The sequence below is a fragment of the Stenotrophomonas sp. STK17_22 genome (assembly GCF_051983905.1).
Taxonomy (GTDB): Bacteria; Pseudomonadota; Gammaproteobacteria; order Xanthomonadales; family Xanthomonadaceae; genus Stenotrophomonas; species Stenotrophomonas maltophilia_A.
In genome coordinates this window covers 3534987-3549706 of the sequence record NZ_CP197010.1, presented here as the reverse complement: position 1 = coordinate 3549706, position 14720 = coordinate 3534987, and the positions used below count along the sequence as shown (strand labels likewise).

The following is a 14720-nucleotide window of genomic DNA, read 5'->3' as shown; positions in this document are numbered from 1 at the left end:
TATGCCGATCAGATCCCTGTTGCGTGCCACCGTTCTGTTGGCGGCCTGTGCGCTGGCACCGCTGGTTGCAGCGCGTACCGTGCAAGCCGATACCGCTGGCGCAGCGGCGGCCAAGCCGCCGGTGCCGTTGCTGTGGAAAGTGACCGGCCCGGGTGACTCGCGCCTCTACCTGCTCGGTTCCTTCCACCTGCTGAAGCCGCAGGATTACCCGTTGTCGCCCGATGTTGAACAGGCGTTCGAGGCCTCGCAGCGGGTCGTGTTCGAACTGTCGCCGGAAGACATGCAGTCACCACAGCTGGCCAGCCGCATGGTGCAGGCGGCGGTGCGCACCGATGGCAGCGAGCTCAAGCGCGATCTGGATGCTGCGACCTGGCAGAAGCTGCAGGTGTTCGCCACCGAAAACAAGCTGCCGCTGGCGCAGATGCAGGGGATGAAGCCGTGGTTTGTCGGCCTGAGCATTTCGGTCGGGCAGATGCAGAAGCTGGGCCTGGACCCGGCACTGGGCCTGGACCGTCACTTCATGGAGCGTGCGCAGAAGACCGGGCGCAAGACTGCGGGACTGGAAGACATCGACACCCAGATCGGCATGCTCGACGGAATGACGCTGCAGGAACAGCGGCAGATGCTGGCCGAAGCGCTGGACCAGGCCGGCAAGGCCGACGAGCAGGCACGCCAGCTGCACGACGCCTGGCGCCGCGGTGACGAGCGCGTGCTGTGGACCCGGATGGCGGCGGAAATGCGCCAGCAGTATCCGCAGCTGTATCAGCGCATCAATACCGGCCGCAATGACGCCTGGGTGCCGAAGCTGCTGCCGTACCTGCAGGCAGGGCAGGGCGGTACGCTGGTGGTGGTGGGCACGCTGCACCTGCTGGGCAACGACGGCGTGGTCGAGAAGCTGAAGGCGAAGGGTTACAAGGTCGAGCGCGTATGCACGGGGTGCAAGGCGAAACGCTGACGTATCGTTGGCGCGATGCCAAACAAAACGGCGCGCCAGTGGCGCGCCGTTTTCGTATCAGCCGTTGCAGCAGCTCAGCGGCGGGTCTTGCCGCCGGTGCCGGTGCCCGGTTCGTTCGGCTTGTTGCCGGTACCTGCGCCGGTTCCGGTTCCGGTGCCGCCCGGACGCGGGCCACCGAAGCCGGTGCCCATGTTGCGCTGGAATTCCTGCCACAGCTCCAGGTTGCGCTCGGTCAGCTGGTTCATCATCGCCCACGGGGTCTGCCCCAGCAGGTTGCCCATCTGCTGGCGGAACTGCTGCTGCTGGTCGAGGAAGACCTGCATGCTGCGCTCCAGGTAGTTGCCCATGAAGCCCTGCAGGGAATCGCCGTAGAAGCGGATCAGCTGGCTCAGCAGCTGGGTGGACAGCATCGGTTCGCCGTCCTGTTCCTGGTCGGCGATGATCTGCAGCAGGACCGATCGCGTGAGGTCGTCGCCGCTCTTGGCGTCGCGGACTTCGAAGTCTTCACCGTCCAGGATCAGCTGGCGCACGTCCTCGATGGTGATGTAGCTGGAGATCTCGGTGTCGTAGAGACGGCGGTTCGGATACTTCTTGATGATGCGGGTCGCAGCCATGAAGCGGTACTCGTCACAGTAGACGCGCAGCATGGCGCAGTGCAGCAGCCGTTGCAACCGCCTCAGCCCCCGCCAGGCTTGGCTTTCGGCGGCGATCATGTTGCGCAACAAGGGTTTGCGTGCTGCGCAGCATGACTCTTGGCAGGGGCCGGCGGTGTTCGCCGCGAGGGCCCGCTGCGCGGCTTACCAGCCCATATGGTGGCCGCCGTTGATGTCCAGGTTGCTACCGGTGATCCACGAGGCTTCATCGGCGACCAGGAACGAGACGCCGTAGGCGATTTCCTCCGGCTTGCCCAGGCGTCCGGTGGGGATGTCGGCGATGATCTTGGCACGCACCTCCTCCGGCACCGCCATCACCATGTCGGTAGCGACGTAGCCGGGCGAAATGGTGTTGACGGTGATGCCGAAACCGGCGTTCTCGCGGGCCAGCGAGATGGTGAAGCCGTGCATGCCGGCCTTGGCCGCCGCGTAGTTGGCCTGACCGTACTGGCCCTTCAGGCCGTTGATCGAGCTGATCTGGATGACCCGGCCCCAGCCGCGGCGGCGCATGCCCTCGATGACCGGACGGGTGACGTTGAACACCGAATTGAGATTGGTGTTGATCACATCGTGCCACTGGTCCGCGCGCATGCGGTGGAAGGTGGTGTCGCGGGTGATGCCGGCGTTGTTGACCAGGATCTCGACCGGACCCAGTTCGGCCTCGACCGCGCGCACCAGCGCTTCGGCGCTGTCCGGATCGGAGACATCGCCCGGGAAGATCGACACGCTGTAGCCGCGTTCGGTCATCGCCTGCTGCCAGGCGCGGGCCTTGGCCTCGTCGCGGTAGTTGGTGGCGACCCGGTGGCCCTGGTCGGCCAGGCGTTGGCAGATGGCGGTACCGATGCCGCCGGTTCCGCCGGTGACCAGTGCGACGCGAGATGTCATGGAGTGCTGTCCGGGTATCAGGTGGGGGAAGGGTGATTCTGCAACATCGGCGCGGAAAGTGCGCCGGCCGGCAACAGGATGTCGCTACGCGGCAACCGCGCCGGGTCGAAGGCCTGTCGAGCGGTGGCCAGCAGCGCGTCCAGATCGTGTGCCTGCGCCAGCGCCTCAGGGGCTTGGCCGAGCAGCTGCCAGAGCTGGCGCAGCACCGGCAGCGGGCGTTCGCTATCCACCGGCAGCGCCGCCAGCGACTTGGACAGCTTGTGGCCCGGTGTATCCAGCAGCAGCGGCAAGTGCCAGTAGCGCGGCACCGCCAGGCCCAACGCCTGCTGCAGCAGGATCTGCCGTGCGGTGGAGTCGAGCAGGTCGGCACCGCGCACCACTTCGGTCACCCCCTGCGCGGCGTCATCGACCACCACCGCCAGCTGGTAGGCCCAGCAGCCATCGGCGCGGCGCAGCACGAAGTCGCCGACCTCGGCATGCACGTCCTGCTGCTGCGGGCCGCGCAGGCCATCGTCGAAGTGCACAAGGCTGCCGGGCGGCACGCGGAAGCGGACGGCCGGGTCCGGTCGTGGTTGCCGGGCGACGCAGCGATGATGGATGCCGCCGCTGGCGGCAAGGTCGCTGCGGCTGCAGTGGCAGACAAAGGCCTGGTCGCTGGCGAGCAGTTCATCCAGCGCGGCCTGGTAGGCCTCGCCGCGCGTGCTCTGCCAGAGCACCGGGCCATCGTGGGCCAGGCCGAACGCCGACAGTGCCTTGAGTTGCGCATCCGCTGCACCGGGCACGGTGCGCGGCGGGTCGACGTCTTCGACGCGCAGCCGCCACAGGCCGCCGTGGTGGCGGGCGAGCAACCAGCTGCCGAAGGCGGCGAGCAGGGATCCGGGGTGGAGCTGGCCGGTCGGCGAAGGGGCGAAGCGGCCGCAGGGAATGGGGGAAGTCATGCTGGCTGAATCGTCGGTCAGGTTGGCGCTTGAATTCAAGCTGACCGCACCGCAAATTGATCGATATCGACCCCTTCCGAGCCGGAATTTCCCATGTTCACCCGTATTGCCCTCTTCCTGGCCACGAACTTTGCCGTGCTGATCCTGGCCAGCATCGTGATGTCGCTGTTGGGAACCGACCCCAGCAAGATGAGCGGCCTGCTGGTCATGGCCGGCATCTTCGGCTTCGGTGGTTCCTTCATCTCGCTGCTGCTGTCCAAGTGGATGGCCAAGCGCTCCACCGGTGCGGTGGTGATCACCGAGCCGCGCAACCAGACCGAGCGCTGGCTGCTGGCTACCGTCGAGCGCCAGGCCAAGGCGGCCGGCATCGGCATGCCCGAAGTGGCCGTGTATGAAGGTCCGGAGATCAATGCCTTCGCCACCGGTGCCAACCGCAACAATGCGCTGGTCGCGGTGTCCACCGGCCTGCTGCACAACATGAGCGAAGACGAGGCCGAAGCGGTGCTGGGCCACGAGATCGCCCACGTCGCTAACGGTGACATGATCACCATGGCCCTGCTGCAGGGTGTGCTGAACACCTTCGTGATCGTGCTGGCCCGCGTGGTCGGCGGCATCATCGACAGCGCACTGTCGGGCAACCGCGAAGGTGGCGGTCGTGGCTTCGCCTACTACATCATCGTGTTCGTGCTGGAGATGGTGTTCGGCCTGTTCGCGACCATGATCTCGATGTGGTTCTCGCGCCACCGCGAGTTCCGCGCCGACGCCGGCGGTGCCTCGTTGGCCGGCCGCCAGAAAATGATCGCCGCGCTGGAGCGCCTGCAGCTCAACCACGGCCAGAGCACGCTGCCGACCCAGATCGCGGCGTTCGGTATTGCCGGTTCGACGGCGAAGAAGCTGTTCATGAGCCACCCGCCGCTGGAAGAGCGCATCGCCGCGCTGCGGGCGTCGACGGTGGCGTAAGCCTCCGTACTTCCACGGTAGTGCAGGAACGCCTGGCCTCGCGCCGGGCGTTTTTGTTTGTGCGCCGACGCATTGGCGGCGCCGTCCATGACCCGGCGAGAGTCATTTCCGCGACCGCGGAGGGGTGTCACTTTCTTTGCTCGTGCAAAGAAAGTAACCAAAGAAACACGCCGCCGGGGCGCGATCCGATGCTGCGCATCGGTTCCCTGCGCTTCTCGGCGAATCAGGGGGCGGCGCCGAACTCGCTTCGCTCAAACATCGGCGCCTCTTCGCCCCTGATTCCCCTGCGATGCTCGGCTCGCTCAAGGCGGACTCAAGGTCAAATGCCACAGCTGCACCCGGTAGATGCACGCCATGCATGGATGCTGTTGCCCTTGCCCTTGCCCTTGCCCTTGCCCTTGCCCTTGATCTTGACCTTCCAGTCCGCCTTCAAGCGAGCCGAGCACCGCAGGTCCGGCGAGGGCGAAGAGGTGCGGGTGTCTGAGCGCAGCGAGTTCCCGCACCGTCCCTCGACGGACCGAGGAGCGCAGGGCACCGGCGTGCGAAGCACGTCGGCTCGCGGCCGGCGGAGCGTTTCTTTGGTTACTTTCTTGATGGCGCACATCCGTGTGCGCCACCCTACGGGCCGGCTACGCCGTTCCACGCTGCTCCTGCAGCGCGGTGCACGAGCAAAGAAAGTGACAAGCACGATCACCGCGGATACGAAAACGGCACCCTCGCAGGTGCCGTTTCAGTGAGCCGCGTTGCCGGGACGCTTAGAACTTGGCGTCGAACTCGGCGGCGTAGCCGGTGTTCACCAGCACCTTCTGCAGCGACTCGGCCACCTTCAGGTTGCCGGCGACGATCTGGTGAGTCTCCGGGCCGCGGTTGTCCATGCGGCCCAGGGTCGCGCCCTTGAAGTCGCAGACCTTGCCACCGGCCTCGCGGACCAGCAGCAGGCCGGCAGCGATGTCCCATGCCTTCACGCCGGCTTCGAAGTAGGCGTCGGCGCGGCCGCAGGCCACGTAGGCCAGGTCCAGTGCCGCCGAGCCGGTGCGGCGGATGTCTTCGCCGTGTACCAGCAGGGCGTCGACCGCCTTCAGCTGGGCGCTGGCGCGGTTGCGCTCACGCGGCGCGAAGCCGGTGTGGATCATCGTGCCTTCCAGATCCTTGCGTTCGGCCACGCGGATGCGGCGGTCGTTCAGCACGGCGCCGGCGCCACGGCTGGCGGTGAACAGTTCATTGCGCAGCGGGTCGAAGATGACCGCATCGGTCGGCTCGCCGTTCTCGACCAGGGCGATCGACACGCAGTAGTGCGGCACGCCGCGCAGGTAGTTGCTGGTGCCGTCCAGCGGGTCGATGACCCACATGTGGCGACGCTCGCCCTGCACGCCGCCTTCCTCGCCGAATACACCGTATTCGGGGTAGGCGCGCTTGAGTTCCTTGACGATGACCTTTTCCGCGTCCGCATCCACTTCGCTGGCGTAGTCCATCCGGCCCTTCTGCACCACGTTCAGTGCCTCGAGCTTGTTGATGTTGCGCAACAGGACGTTGCCGGCGAGGCGGGCGGCCTTGACCATGACGGTTACGGCGGGTTTCTGCATGGCGTGGGCTCCCGGAAAGGCAGAAGAGATGGACTGGCGGGGGAAAAGAGCGGGTCCGGCGCAGTGGCCGGCCGCACAGTTTACCATTGGTCATCGTCCAGCTCGACCTTTTCCCTGTTCATGTCCCAGTTTCCTGCCGCCACCCGCCTCCGATTCGTCCTGGTCGGTACCCAGCACCCCGGCAACATGGGCGCCGCCGCCCGCGCCCTGAAGACCATGGGCCTGGCCCGCCTGGTGCTGGTTGCCCCCGAAAAGCCACTGGACGAGGAGGCCTTCCGCCGCTCGGCCGGTGCCGAAGACGTGCTGGGGGATGCCCCGGTGGTGGCCACCCTGGCCGAGGCGGTGGCCGATTGCCGCCTGGTGCTGGGCTGCACTGCACGTGCCCGCCGCGTCCAGCTGGAGGAGTACCTGCCCGCCGACGCCGCTGCCCGCGCGGTGGCCAAAGCCGGTGAAGGCGCCGAGGTTGCGCTGGTGTTCGGCCGTGAGCGCACCGGCCTGACCAACGAGGAACTGCAGCTCTGCCATGCAGCGGTGCACATCCCGTCCGACCCGGAGTTCAGCTCGCTCAACCTGGCTGCCGCCGTGCAGGTGCTGGCCTATGAAACGCGCATGCAGCTGCTGGGCGCGCAGCCGGCCACCGATGCCGAGCCTGGCTTCCGCGAACAGGCGGCCAGCCACGAGCAGATGGAGAGCTTCTTCGCCCAGCTTGGCGACACGCTGGACGAGATCGATTTCCACAAGGGCCGCGCCCCGGAATCGGCGATGCGCAAGCTGCGCCGCCTGTTCCTGCGCAGTGAGCCGAGCGAGCAGGAAGTGCGCCTGCTGCGCGGCATCCTCGCCGACACCCAGCGCATGGCGCGACTGGCCCAGGCAGGCGGCAAGGACAGCTGACGACGTTCTCATTTTTTCGGGTAGTCTGTCCGGATACCCAGGGGGGATGAAGCCTGTGTCGGGTCTGCGAAAGGCAATGCAGGGGGGACTGCTGAGCCTGGCCATGGTCCTGCTGGCCGGGACGGTGCGTGCAGCACCGGACCCGGTGCTGGTGCTGGGCCGGATCAGCGATGATCCCAAGGCCCATTACGAGCAGCTGCAACCATTGCTGGACTACGTGGTGGCGCGCATGCAGGACGTTGGCATCAAGGAGGGGAGGATCCTGATGGCACGCGACCCGCAGCAGATGGCCAGCTATCTGCGGCGGGGCAGGGTCGACTGGGTCACGGAAACCTCCGGTACGGCGGTGGCGCTGGGCCAGCGCAGTGGCGCCCGTCCACTGCTGCTGACCGAGCGCAACGGCGTGCGTGATTACCAGACGGTGTTCTTCGTGCGCCGCGACAGCCCGATCCAGCGCGTGCAGGATCTGCGGGGCCATCGCCTGGCCCTGCAGAACACGGCGTCCACCAGTGCCTATCTGGTGCCGGTGATGACGTTGCTGCAGGAGGGCCTGTCGCCCCAGATCCTGGCCGGTGCATGGGACATGCCGGGCCGGGACAGTGTGGGTTACGTGTTTGCACGCAGCGAGCTGAACATCGCGACGTTCGTGCACAAGGGGGTGGTTGACGTGGGGGCGGTGAGCAGCGTGGACTGGAACGACGAGCGGCGGATGCCGGCAGCGTTCCGGCGCGACTTCCGCGAGCTGCTGCGCACCGAGCCCTACCCGCGTGCGGTGGAGATGGTCCGCGCCGACCTTGATCCACGCGTGCGCGATCGCCTGCAGGAAGTACTGCTGCAGGCGGCCAGCGACCCGCAGGCACAGGGGGCGCTGCATCGGTTTTTTGGCACTTCCGGGTTCCACCGCGTCGATGCGCATGCGCAGCAGCGGTTGGATGAATTGAAACAAGGATTGACGCGCGTGCGGATGGAAGTGGAATGAAGTGGCTTGGCTCGGGGATGCAGGCCCGGTTCCTGCTCGCGATGGGCGGGGCGATGGTCGTGGTGATCGCGATCCTTGCGGTGTTGTTGGGGCGGCAGGCCGCGATGCAGGGCGAGGTGCGCAACCTCAGCGGCGGCGTCATCCATGAATTGTTCGACCGCAGCGTGCGCAGTCGCGGCGAGGCGATGGCGCGTGAGCTGTCCGACGCGCTGGCCAACCCGTTGTACTACCGTGACCTGGACCAGGTGGGCGTACTGGTGCGCAGTACCGCGCGCCAGCCCGTGGTGCGCTATGTACTGGTGTTCGATGAACGCGGCCGGCTGGTACACGATGGCTCGGTCGAGGTGTCTGGATTCGGTCAGCCGATGGCCGATCCACTGGCACCCAAGGCCGCGGCCGCGCAGATGCTGGTCGTGCAGGAGTCACCGAAGGTGCTCGACAACACCATGCCGATCATGATCGGCAACCAGCGCATTGGCGGCGTCCGGGTCGGCATGGCGCTGGATGAGGTGCAGCAGCGCGAGCAGGCGGCCAACGCCACCCTGGGCGAGCGCCTGCAGCAGGTTGGCAGCCGTCACCTGGGCTGGCTGCTGCTGATGCTGGGCCTGCTGGTGGTGATCGGCGTGGTGGTGATCCTGTACGTGCAGCGCACCCTGGTCGCGCCGATCCGTGATCTTGCCGTCGCCGCCCGCCGCATCGAGGCCGGTGACTACCAGACACCCCTGGCCGAGAACACCCGCGACGACGAGGTCGGCGAACTGGTCCGCGGTTTTGCCCGGATGCGCGATGCGATCGCACGCCATGACCGCGAAGTGCGGCGCATGGCCTATACCGACGCGCTGACCGGGCTGACCAACCGGCTGGCATTCCGCGAGGCGCTTGATCATCGGTTGATGGCGGCCCGTGCCGCCAATCACCGGCTGGGCCTGCTGTTCGCCGATATCGACGATTTCAAGCGGGTCAATGACACCCTTGGCCACGAGGCCGGCGATGAGGCATTGCTGCAGTTCGCCCAGCGTATCGGCCGCGCGGTCACCGAGGCCGGGGGCGATGAAGCCCTGCTGGCCCGCTTCGGCGGCGACGAGTTCGTGATCCTGGTCGGCGATGGTGATGTTGCCGCCAACGCGCGGTTGCTGGCCGAAGTGCTGGTGCGCGAGCTGGGCAAGCCGCTGGTGGTGCAGGGCAGGGAACTGTTCCTGGGCACCTCGATCGGCGTGACCCTGTTCCCCGACGATGCTGCTGATGCGACCACGCTGCTGAAGAACGGCGACATCGCCATGTACCAGGCGAAGATGGCCGGCAAGAACTGCTATCGCTATTACAGCCGGGCGATGGACCATGCGGTCGAGCGTCGCGTGCATATGGAACAGGAGCTGCGCGGCGCCTGGGAGCGCGGTGAGCTGCGCCTGGCCTACCAGCCGATCTTCCGCATGCGCGACCGCCGCATGGTCGGCGTCGAAGTACTGCTGCGCTGGCAGCATCCGACCCTGGGCACGATCCCGCCCTCGGTGTTCATCGAGGTGGCCGAGCAGAGTGGCCTGATCGAGATCATCGGCCCGAAGGTGCTGCGTGCGGCCTGCATGGAGGCCTCGCAGTGGCCGCGCGGGGCAGCGGGCGATGATCTGTTCGTGTCGGTCAACGTGTCACCGCGGCAGCTGCGTGGCGGCGAACTGCCGGCACTGGTCGCGCAGTGCCTGCATGAGTCCGGGCTGCCGGCGTCGCGCCTGCACCTGGAGCTGACCGAAACCGCCGTGATCGGCGACGAGATGGTTGCCGCGCAGCTGCTGGACAAGCTGCACCGCACTGGCGTGAAGGTGTGGCTGGACGATTTCGGTACGGGCTTCTCCGGGCTCAGTCATCTGCGCCAGGTGCCCGTGGACGGCGTGAAGATCGACAAGAGCTTCGTTGCCGACATGCAGCGCGATCCCGACGACCTTGCGCTGACCACGGCGATCATCGCCATGGCCCACGCGCTGGGCATCACCGTGGTGGCCGAGGGCATCGAGCAGCAGGCACAGTTCGAGCTGCTGGCGCAGCGCGGCTGCGACCTTGGCCAGGGCTACTGGCTGAGCCACCCGGTGACCGCCACCGAAGTGGTGCGGATGATCGAATCGGGCGTCTGACCCCAAAAAAGGGGACGGAGGGAATTAAGTCGCAAATGCATAAGCGACTTAATTCCCTCCGTCCCTTTTTTGTTACAGCGGGCGCTTGCTTGGGTCGCCGGGCAGTTCGCGCACCAGCTTGGGGATCAGGTAGCCGGACAGGCGTGCGGTCAGGCCGGCAATCAGCGCCTTGGCCTGGGTGTCGTCCACTTCGAAGTGGGCCACGCCCTCGACCCGGTCCAGCTGGTGCAGGTAATAGGGCAGCACGCCAGCAGCAAAGCTGCGCTCGCTCAGGTCCTGCAGGGCCTGCACGCTGTCGTTGACCCCGCGCAGCAACACCGCCTGGTTCAGCAGTTGCGCACCGGTGCCACGCAGGCGGGCCATCGCTGCGTCCACGCTGGCGTCGAATTCATTGGCATGGTTGGCGTGGACCACGATTGCCAGTGGCCAGGGCAGGCTGCCCAGCCAGGAGACCAGTTCATCGTCCACGCGTTCCGGCAGCACGATCGGCAGCCGGGTATGGATGCGCAGGCGGCGGATGTGCGGTATCTGGCGCAGGGCGTCGGTCAGTTCCACCAGCTTGTGCGTGGCCAGCGACAGCGGGTCACCGCCGGACAGGATCACCTCGTCGATGTCCGGGTCGGCGGCGATGGCGGCTACGGCCTCCTGCCATCCCCCCTTGGCGGCGTTCTCCGCGCCATAGTCGAAGTGGCGGCGAAAACAGTAGCGGCAGTTGATCGCGCAGCTGCCGGTGGCGACCAGCAGGGCGCGGCCACGGTACTTCTGGATGACGCCGGTGGCCTTCTTGGCGGCGCCATCGCCCACCGCATCGAAGCTGAACCCGGGCGCCGGGTGCATTTCCGCGTCGATCGGCAGCACCTGGCGCAGCAACGGGTCGGCCGCATCGCCAGGGCGCATGCGGGCCACGAAGCCCTCCGGCACGCGCAGCGCGAACTGGGCCATGGCCGCCTCCGAGACACCCAGCGCGGCCGGGTCCAGCTGCAGCCGGGCCAGCAGGGCGTGCGGGTCGCGCAGCGCCTGGCGCCAGAGCTGCTGCCAGCGCGCGGGCGCACCTGGCGACTGGGGCCGTGGGAAGGCGGAAAGCTGCATGGAGAGGGGGCCTGCGGTTATCATTGGGGGCAGAAAAACAGTCGCCCACCGGCATCCGGTGGGCTTTCCATTCTAACGGCTCGCCGCACCCGCGGCGTTTTTGCCACTCAGGAGTTTACGCATGGCCAGCTACGGCATGAACGACGTCAAGAACGGGATGAAGATCCTGGTCAACAACCAACCGGCCGTCATCATCGACACCGAATACGTCAAGCCGGGCAAGGGCCAGGCCTTCACCCGCGTGAAGTACCGCCTGATCAAGGACGGCCGTACCCAGGAAGTCACCATGAAGTCGACCGACTCGCTGGATGCAGCCGACGTCGTCGATACCGACATGAACTTCATGTACAGCGACGGCGAGTACTGGCACTTCATGGACCCGGAATCCTTCGAGCAGGTCCAGGCCACCAAGGCCGGCATGGGCGGCGCCGAGAAGTGGCTGAAGGGCGAAGAGTCCTGCGTGGTCACCCTGTGGAACGGTGAGCCGATCTTCGTGCAGCCGCCGAACTTCGTTGAACTGAAGATCACCGAAACCGATCCGGGCGTCCGTGGCGACACCTCGGGCGGCGGCGGCAAGCCGGCCACCCTGGAAACCGGCGCTGTGGTCCGCGTGCCGCTGTTCGTGAACCAGGAAGAAGTGATCCGCGTCGACACCCGTTCGGGCGAATACTCCGCACGCGTCAAGTAATCCGGCGCAGCCGGATCATGGTAGTGCCGGCCGCTGGCCGGGTACGCGCCATCGCATTCGCGCTGGCGCTCCCATGATCTGCTTCGGCAGATCATGGGCCCCGCTTCACGAGTCTCCAGACCCCGCCGCTTCGCGGCAGCCCCTGACTCAGGGGCGTGTCCCCCAGAAGTATCTCGCCCCACAGCCAGTGAGCCCGCATGAGCGATAGCCCGCACCTCCCTGAAGCCTGCGACCTGCTCATCGAAGCCGGTTACGTCGTTCCGATCGAGCCGCACGCGGTGGTGCTGGAAGACCATGCCGTTGCCGTGCGTGGCAGTGAAATCGTGGCCATCCTGCCGCGTGCCGAGGCGCGCGCGCGGTTCCGCGCCACCCAGGTGGTGAGCCGCCCCGAGGCTGCCCTGATGCCGGGCCTGGTCAATGCGCACACGCACAACCCGATGACGCTGCTGCGCGGCGTCGCCGACGACCTGCCGCTGATGACCTGGCTGCAGCAGCACATCTGGCCGGTGGAAGCGGCGGTGATCGGCCCCGAATTCGTTGCCGACGGCACCACCCTGGCCATCGCCGAGATGCTGCGCGGCGGTACCACCTGTGCCAACGAGAACTACTTCTTCGGCGACGTGCAGGCCGCGGTCTACAAGAAGCACGGTTTCCGCGCGCTGGTGGGCGCGGTCATCATCGATTTCCCCACCGCCTGGGCCAAGACCGACGACGAATACTTCGCCAAGGCCGGTGAACTGCACGACCAGTGGCGCACCAATCCGCTGATCGGCACCGCGTTCGCGCCGCATGCGCCGTACACGGTCAACGATGCCAACTTCGAGCGGGTGCGGATGCTGTCCGACCAGCTCGACATGCAGGTGCACCTGCACACCCACGAGACCGCGCAGGAGATCAACGATTCGATCAAGCTGCACGGCCAGCGCCCGCTGGCGCGGCTGGATCGGCTCGGCCTGGTCAACGACCGCCTGATCGCGGTGCACATGACCCAGCTGACCGATGCGGAAATCCACCTGTGCGCCGAGCGCGGCGTCAGCGTGGTGCACTGCCCGGAATCGAACCTGAAGCTGGCCTCCGGTTTCTGCCCGGCCTGCGCCCTGCAGCGCGCCGGCGTGAACCTGGCGATCGGCACCGATGGCTGCGCCAGCAACAACGACCTGGACATGTTCAGCGAGAACCGCACCGCGGCGATCCTGGCCAAGGCCGTGGCCGACGATGCCACCGCGCTCGACGCGGCGACCACGCTGCGCGCCTCCACCCTGGGTGGCGCCCGCGCACTGGGCTTCGGCGACCGCATCGGTTCCATCGAAGTCGGCAAGCAGGCCGACCTGGTCTGCGTCGACCTGTCCGCGCTGGAAACCCAGCCGCTGCACAACGTCCTGTCGCAGCTGGTGTACGCCACCGGCCGCCAGCAGGTCAGCGACGTCTGGATTGCCGGCAAGCCGAAGCTGGTGCAGCGCGAGCTGGTCGGCATGGACCTGCCGGGCATCATCGCCAACGCGCGCCAGTGGCGCGAGCGCATCCGTCATATCCGCGCCTGAACCCCGGCGCCGCAAGGACCCCTCATGACTGCCCCTCACGCTTCCTCCAATTTCGATCAGGCCGAGCTGGACAAGTTCGCCGCGCTGGCCAACCGCTGGTGGGACGCTGACGGCCCGCAGAAGCCGCTGCATGCGCTGAACCCGGTGCGCCTGCAGTACGTGGCCGATCGCGTGCCGCTGCGCGGTGCGCGCGTGCTCGACATCGGTTGTGGTGGCGGCCTGTTGAGTGAAGCGCTGGCCCAGGCCGGTGCTGACGTCACCGCCATCGACCTGGCCCCGGAACTGGTCAAGGTCGCGCGCCTGCATGCGCTGGAAAGCGGCGCCAAGGTCGATTACCGGGTGCAGGCTGCCGAAGATCTGGCCGCCGAGCAGCCGGGCAGCTTCGATGTGGTCACCTGCATGGAAATGCTCGAGCACGTGCCCGACCCGGGCGCGATCATCGAGGCCTGCAAGCGCCTGCTGAAGCCGGGCGGCCACCTGTTCCTGTCGACCATCAACCGCACCGCCGCCGCCTTCGCGGTGGCGATCGTCGGCGCCGAGTATGTGGCGCGGCTGCTGCCCAAGGGTACCCACCACTACCAGGAATTCATCAAGCCGGCCGAGCTGGCGCGTTGGCTGCGCGAGGCCGACATGCAGCTGGTGGATGTCAGCGGCATGGCCTACGAGCCGTGGCGCAACCAGGCCCGCCTGAGCAGCCGTACCGACATCAACTACCTGGCCTACGCGGTCAAGCCGGCATGACCGCGGCCCGCTTCCCGCGCGCGGTGCTGTTCGATCTGGACGGCACCCTGCTGGACAGTGCGCCGGACTTCGTCGCCACCTGCGACGCGATGCTGGCCGAGCGTGGACGCGCACCCATCGATCCGGCCGCGCTGCGCCCGGTGGTGTCGAAGGGCTCGCGGGCGATGGTCTCGGCTGCGTTCCCGGAACTGGACGTAGCCGCACGTGACGCGCTGATCCCGGAATTCCTGCAGCGCTACGAAGCATTGATCGGCCAGCACGCGGTGCTGTTCGATGGCGTGGCCGGCATGCTCGCCGCGTTGGACGACGCCGGCACGGTGTGGGGCATCGTCACCAACAAGCCCGAGTACCTGGCGCGTCTGATCCTGCCGCAGCATGGCTGGCAGCAGCGCTGTGCGGTGCTGGTGGGCGGTGACAGCCTGGCTGAGCGCAAGCCGCATCCGCTGCCGCTGCTGCACGCGGCGCAGGCGATCGCCGTTGCCGCCGAAGACTGCGTGTACGTGGGCGACGACGAGCGCGACATCATCGCGGCACGTGCCGCCGCCATGCCGTCGGTGGCGGCGCTGTGGGGCTATCGCCTGCACAGCGACGATCCGCTGGCCTGGCAGGCCGACGTGCTGGTCGAGAACGCCGAACTTCTGCAACTGGCCAGCCTCTGGCCGACCCGGCCGGCAGCCCCGGCCCAGCCGTAAGG

Annotated in this window: 14 protein-coding genes; 9 read left to right on the top strand and 5 right to left on the bottom strand. The window is 67.2% G+C overall.

What is annotated here, in order from left to right; translation table 11 throughout:
* Position 1: 1 nt before the first annotated feature.
* Entirely contained in the window at positions 2-955 is a 954-nt protein-coding gene (locus tag ACSYS9_RS16635; protein WP_032130255.1) for a TraB/GumN family protein, read from the top strand.
* 74 nt (positions 956-1029) lie between these two features.
* On the opposite strand, the gene phaR is transcribed toward ACSYS9_RS16635, so the two are convergent.
* The 3 genes from phaR to gluQRS form a co-directional block, all read right to left on the bottom strand.
* Positions 1030-1569, bottom strand: coding sequence for a polyhydroxyalkanoate synthesis repressor PhaR (gene phaR / locus ACSYS9_RS16630; RefSeq protein WP_032130258.1), 540 nt, complete (start codon positions 1567-1569; stop codon positions 1030-1032).
* 183 nt (positions 1570-1752) lie between these two features.
* The gene (gene phbB, locus ACSYS9_RS16625; protein ID WP_049423910.1) at positions 1753-2493 is read right to left on the bottom strand and encodes an acetoacetyl-CoA reductase; all 741 of its coding nucleotides are present in this window, start codon (positions 2491-2493) and stop codon (positions 1753-1755) included.
* 17 nt (positions 2494-2510) lie between these two features.
* Positions 2511-3431 (bottom strand): tRNA glutamyl-Q(34) synthetase GluQRS, encoded by a 921-nt coding sequence (gene gluQRS / locus ACSYS9_RS16620; protein ID WP_071229703.1) that lies wholly within the window; start codon positions 3429-3431, stop codon positions 2511-2513.
* A gap of 93 nt (positions 3432-3524) precedes the next feature.
* Between gluQRS and htpX the strand changes: the two genes are divergently transcribed.
* Entirely contained in the window at positions 3525-4391 is an 867-nt protein-coding gene (htpX, locus tag ACSYS9_RS16615; protein WP_049463081.1) for a protease HtpX, read from the top strand.
* A 755-nt stretch (positions 4392-5146) separates the two neighbouring features.
* Here the strand turns inward: htpX and ACSYS9_RS16610 are convergent.
* The gene (locus tag ACSYS9_RS16610) at positions 5147-5974 is read right to left on the bottom strand and encodes an inositol monophosphatase family protein (protein ID WP_049401244.1); all 828 of its coding nucleotides are present in this window, start codon (positions 5972-5974) and stop codon (positions 5147-5149) included.
* 120 nt (positions 5975-6094) lie between these two features.
* Between ACSYS9_RS16610 and ACSYS9_RS16605 the strand changes: the two genes are divergently transcribed.
* From ACSYS9_RS16605 to ACSYS9_RS16595, 3 genes are all read left to right on the top strand, one after another.
* Positions 6095-6865: an RNA methyltransferase gene (locus ACSYS9_RS16605; RefSeq protein WP_049423915.1), complete on the top strand. Its 771-nt coding sequence runs from the start codon at positions 6095-6097 to the stop codon at positions 6863-6865.
* A 76-nt stretch (positions 6866-6941) separates the two neighbouring features.
* The gene (locus ACSYS9_RS16600) at positions 6942-7844 is read left to right on the top strand and encodes a phosphate/phosphite/phosphonate ABC transporter substrate-binding protein (protein WP_223224712.1); all 903 of its coding nucleotides are present in this window, start codon (positions 6942-6944) and stop codon (positions 7842-7844) included.
* Entirely contained in the window at positions 7841-9967 is a 2127-nt protein-coding gene (locus ACSYS9_RS16595) for a putative bifunctional diguanylate cyclase/phosphodiesterase (protein WP_032130248.1), read from the top strand. The genes ACSYS9_RS16600 and ACSYS9_RS16595 overlap by 4 nt, the downstream gene beginning before the upstream one ends.
* Before the next feature lie 72 nt (positions 9968-10039).
* On the opposite strand, the gene epmB is transcribed toward ACSYS9_RS16595, so the two are convergent.
* Positions 10040-11080, bottom strand: a complete 1041-nt coding sequence (gene epmB, locus ACSYS9_RS16590; RefSeq protein ID WP_132810512.1) for an EF-P beta-lysylation protein EpmB — start codon at positions 11078-11080, stop codon at positions 10040-10042.
* 97 nt (positions 11081-11177) lie between these two features.
* Here epmB and efp point away from each other — a divergent pair, with 97 nt between their 5' ends.
* The 4 genes from efp (at position 11178) to ACSYS9_RS16570 (ending at position 14718) form a co-directional block, all read left to right on the top strand.
* Positions 11178-11744, top strand: coding sequence for an elongation factor P (efp, locus tag ACSYS9_RS16585; RefSeq protein WP_014037874.1), 567 nt, complete (start codon positions 11178-11180; stop codon positions 11742-11744).
* Positions 11745-11941: 197 nt separating this feature from the next.
* Complete coding sequence (locus ACSYS9_RS16580) at positions 11942-13285, top strand: TRZ/ATZ family hydrolase (RefSeq protein WP_071229706.1); 1344 nt, start codon at positions 11942-11944, stop codon at positions 13283-13285.
* A gap of 24 nt (positions 13286-13309) precedes the next feature.
* Positions 13310-14026, top strand: a complete 717-nt coding sequence (gene ubiG / locus ACSYS9_RS16575) for a bifunctional 2-polyprenyl-6-hydroxyphenol methylase/3-demethylubiquinol 3-O-methyltransferase UbiG (protein ID WP_049401248.1) — start codon at positions 13310-13312, stop codon at positions 14024-14026.
* Positions 14023-14718: a phosphoglycolate phosphatase gene (locus ACSYS9_RS16570; RefSeq protein ID WP_071229707.1), complete on the top strand. Its 696-nt coding sequence runs from the start codon at positions 14023-14025 to the stop codon at positions 14716-14718. Before ubiG ends, ACSYS9_RS16570 begins: the two co-directional genes overlap by 4 nt.
* Positions 14719-14720 lie beyond the last annotated feature (2 nt).

Coding starts and splice junctions, on each gene's coding strand:
- ACSYS9_RS16635 (WP_032130255.1), top strand. CDS start 2: ATGCCGATCAGATCCCTGTTGCGTGCCACCGTTCTGTTGGCGGCCTGT.
- phaR (WP_032130258.1), bottom strand. CDS start 1,569: ATGGCTGCGACCCGCATCATCAAGAAGTATCCGAACCGCCGTCTCTAC.
- phbB (WP_049423910.1), bottom strand. CDS start 2,493: ATGACATCTCGCGTCGCACTGGTCACCGGCGGAACCGGCGGCATCGGT.
- gluQRS (WP_071229703.1), bottom strand. CDS start 3,431: ATGACTTCCCCCATTCCCTGCGGCCGCTTCGCCCCTTCGCCGACCGGC.
- htpX (WP_049463081.1), top strand. CDS start 3,525: ATGTTCACCCGTATTGCCCTCTTCCTGGCCACGAACTTTGCCGTGCTG.
- ACSYS9_RS16610 (WP_049401244.1), bottom strand. CDS start 5,974: ATGCAGAAACCCGCCGTAACCGTCATGGTCAAGGCCGCCCGCCTCGCC.
- ACSYS9_RS16605 (WP_049423915.1), top strand. CDS start 6,095: ATGTCCCAGTTTCCTGCCGCCACCCGCCTCCGATTCGTCCTGGTCGGT.
- ACSYS9_RS16600 (WP_223224712.1), top strand. CDS start 6,942: ATGCAGGGGGGACTGCTGAGCCTGGCCATGGTCCTGCTGGCCGGGACG.
- ACSYS9_RS16595 (WP_032130248.1), top strand. CDS start 7,841: ATGAAGTGGCTTGGCTCGGGGATGCAGGCCCGGTTCCTGCTCGCGATG.
- epmB (WP_132810512.1), bottom strand. CDS start 11,080: ATGATAACCGCAGGCCCCCTCTCCATGCAGCTTTCCGCCTTCCCACGG.
- efp (WP_014037874.1), top strand. CDS start 11,178: ATGGCCAGCTACGGCATGAACGACGTCAAGAACGGGATGAAGATCCTG.
- ACSYS9_RS16580 (WP_071229706.1), top strand. CDS start 11,942: ATGAGCGATAGCCCGCACCTCCCTGAAGCCTGCGACCTGCTCATCGAA.
- ubiG (WP_049401248.1), top strand. CDS start 13,310: ATGACTGCCCCTCACGCTTCCTCCAATTTCGATCAGGCCGAGCTGGAC.
- ACSYS9_RS16570 (WP_071229707.1), top strand. CDS start 14,023: ATGACCGCGGCCCGCTTCCCGCGCGCGGTGCTGTTCGATCTGGACGGC.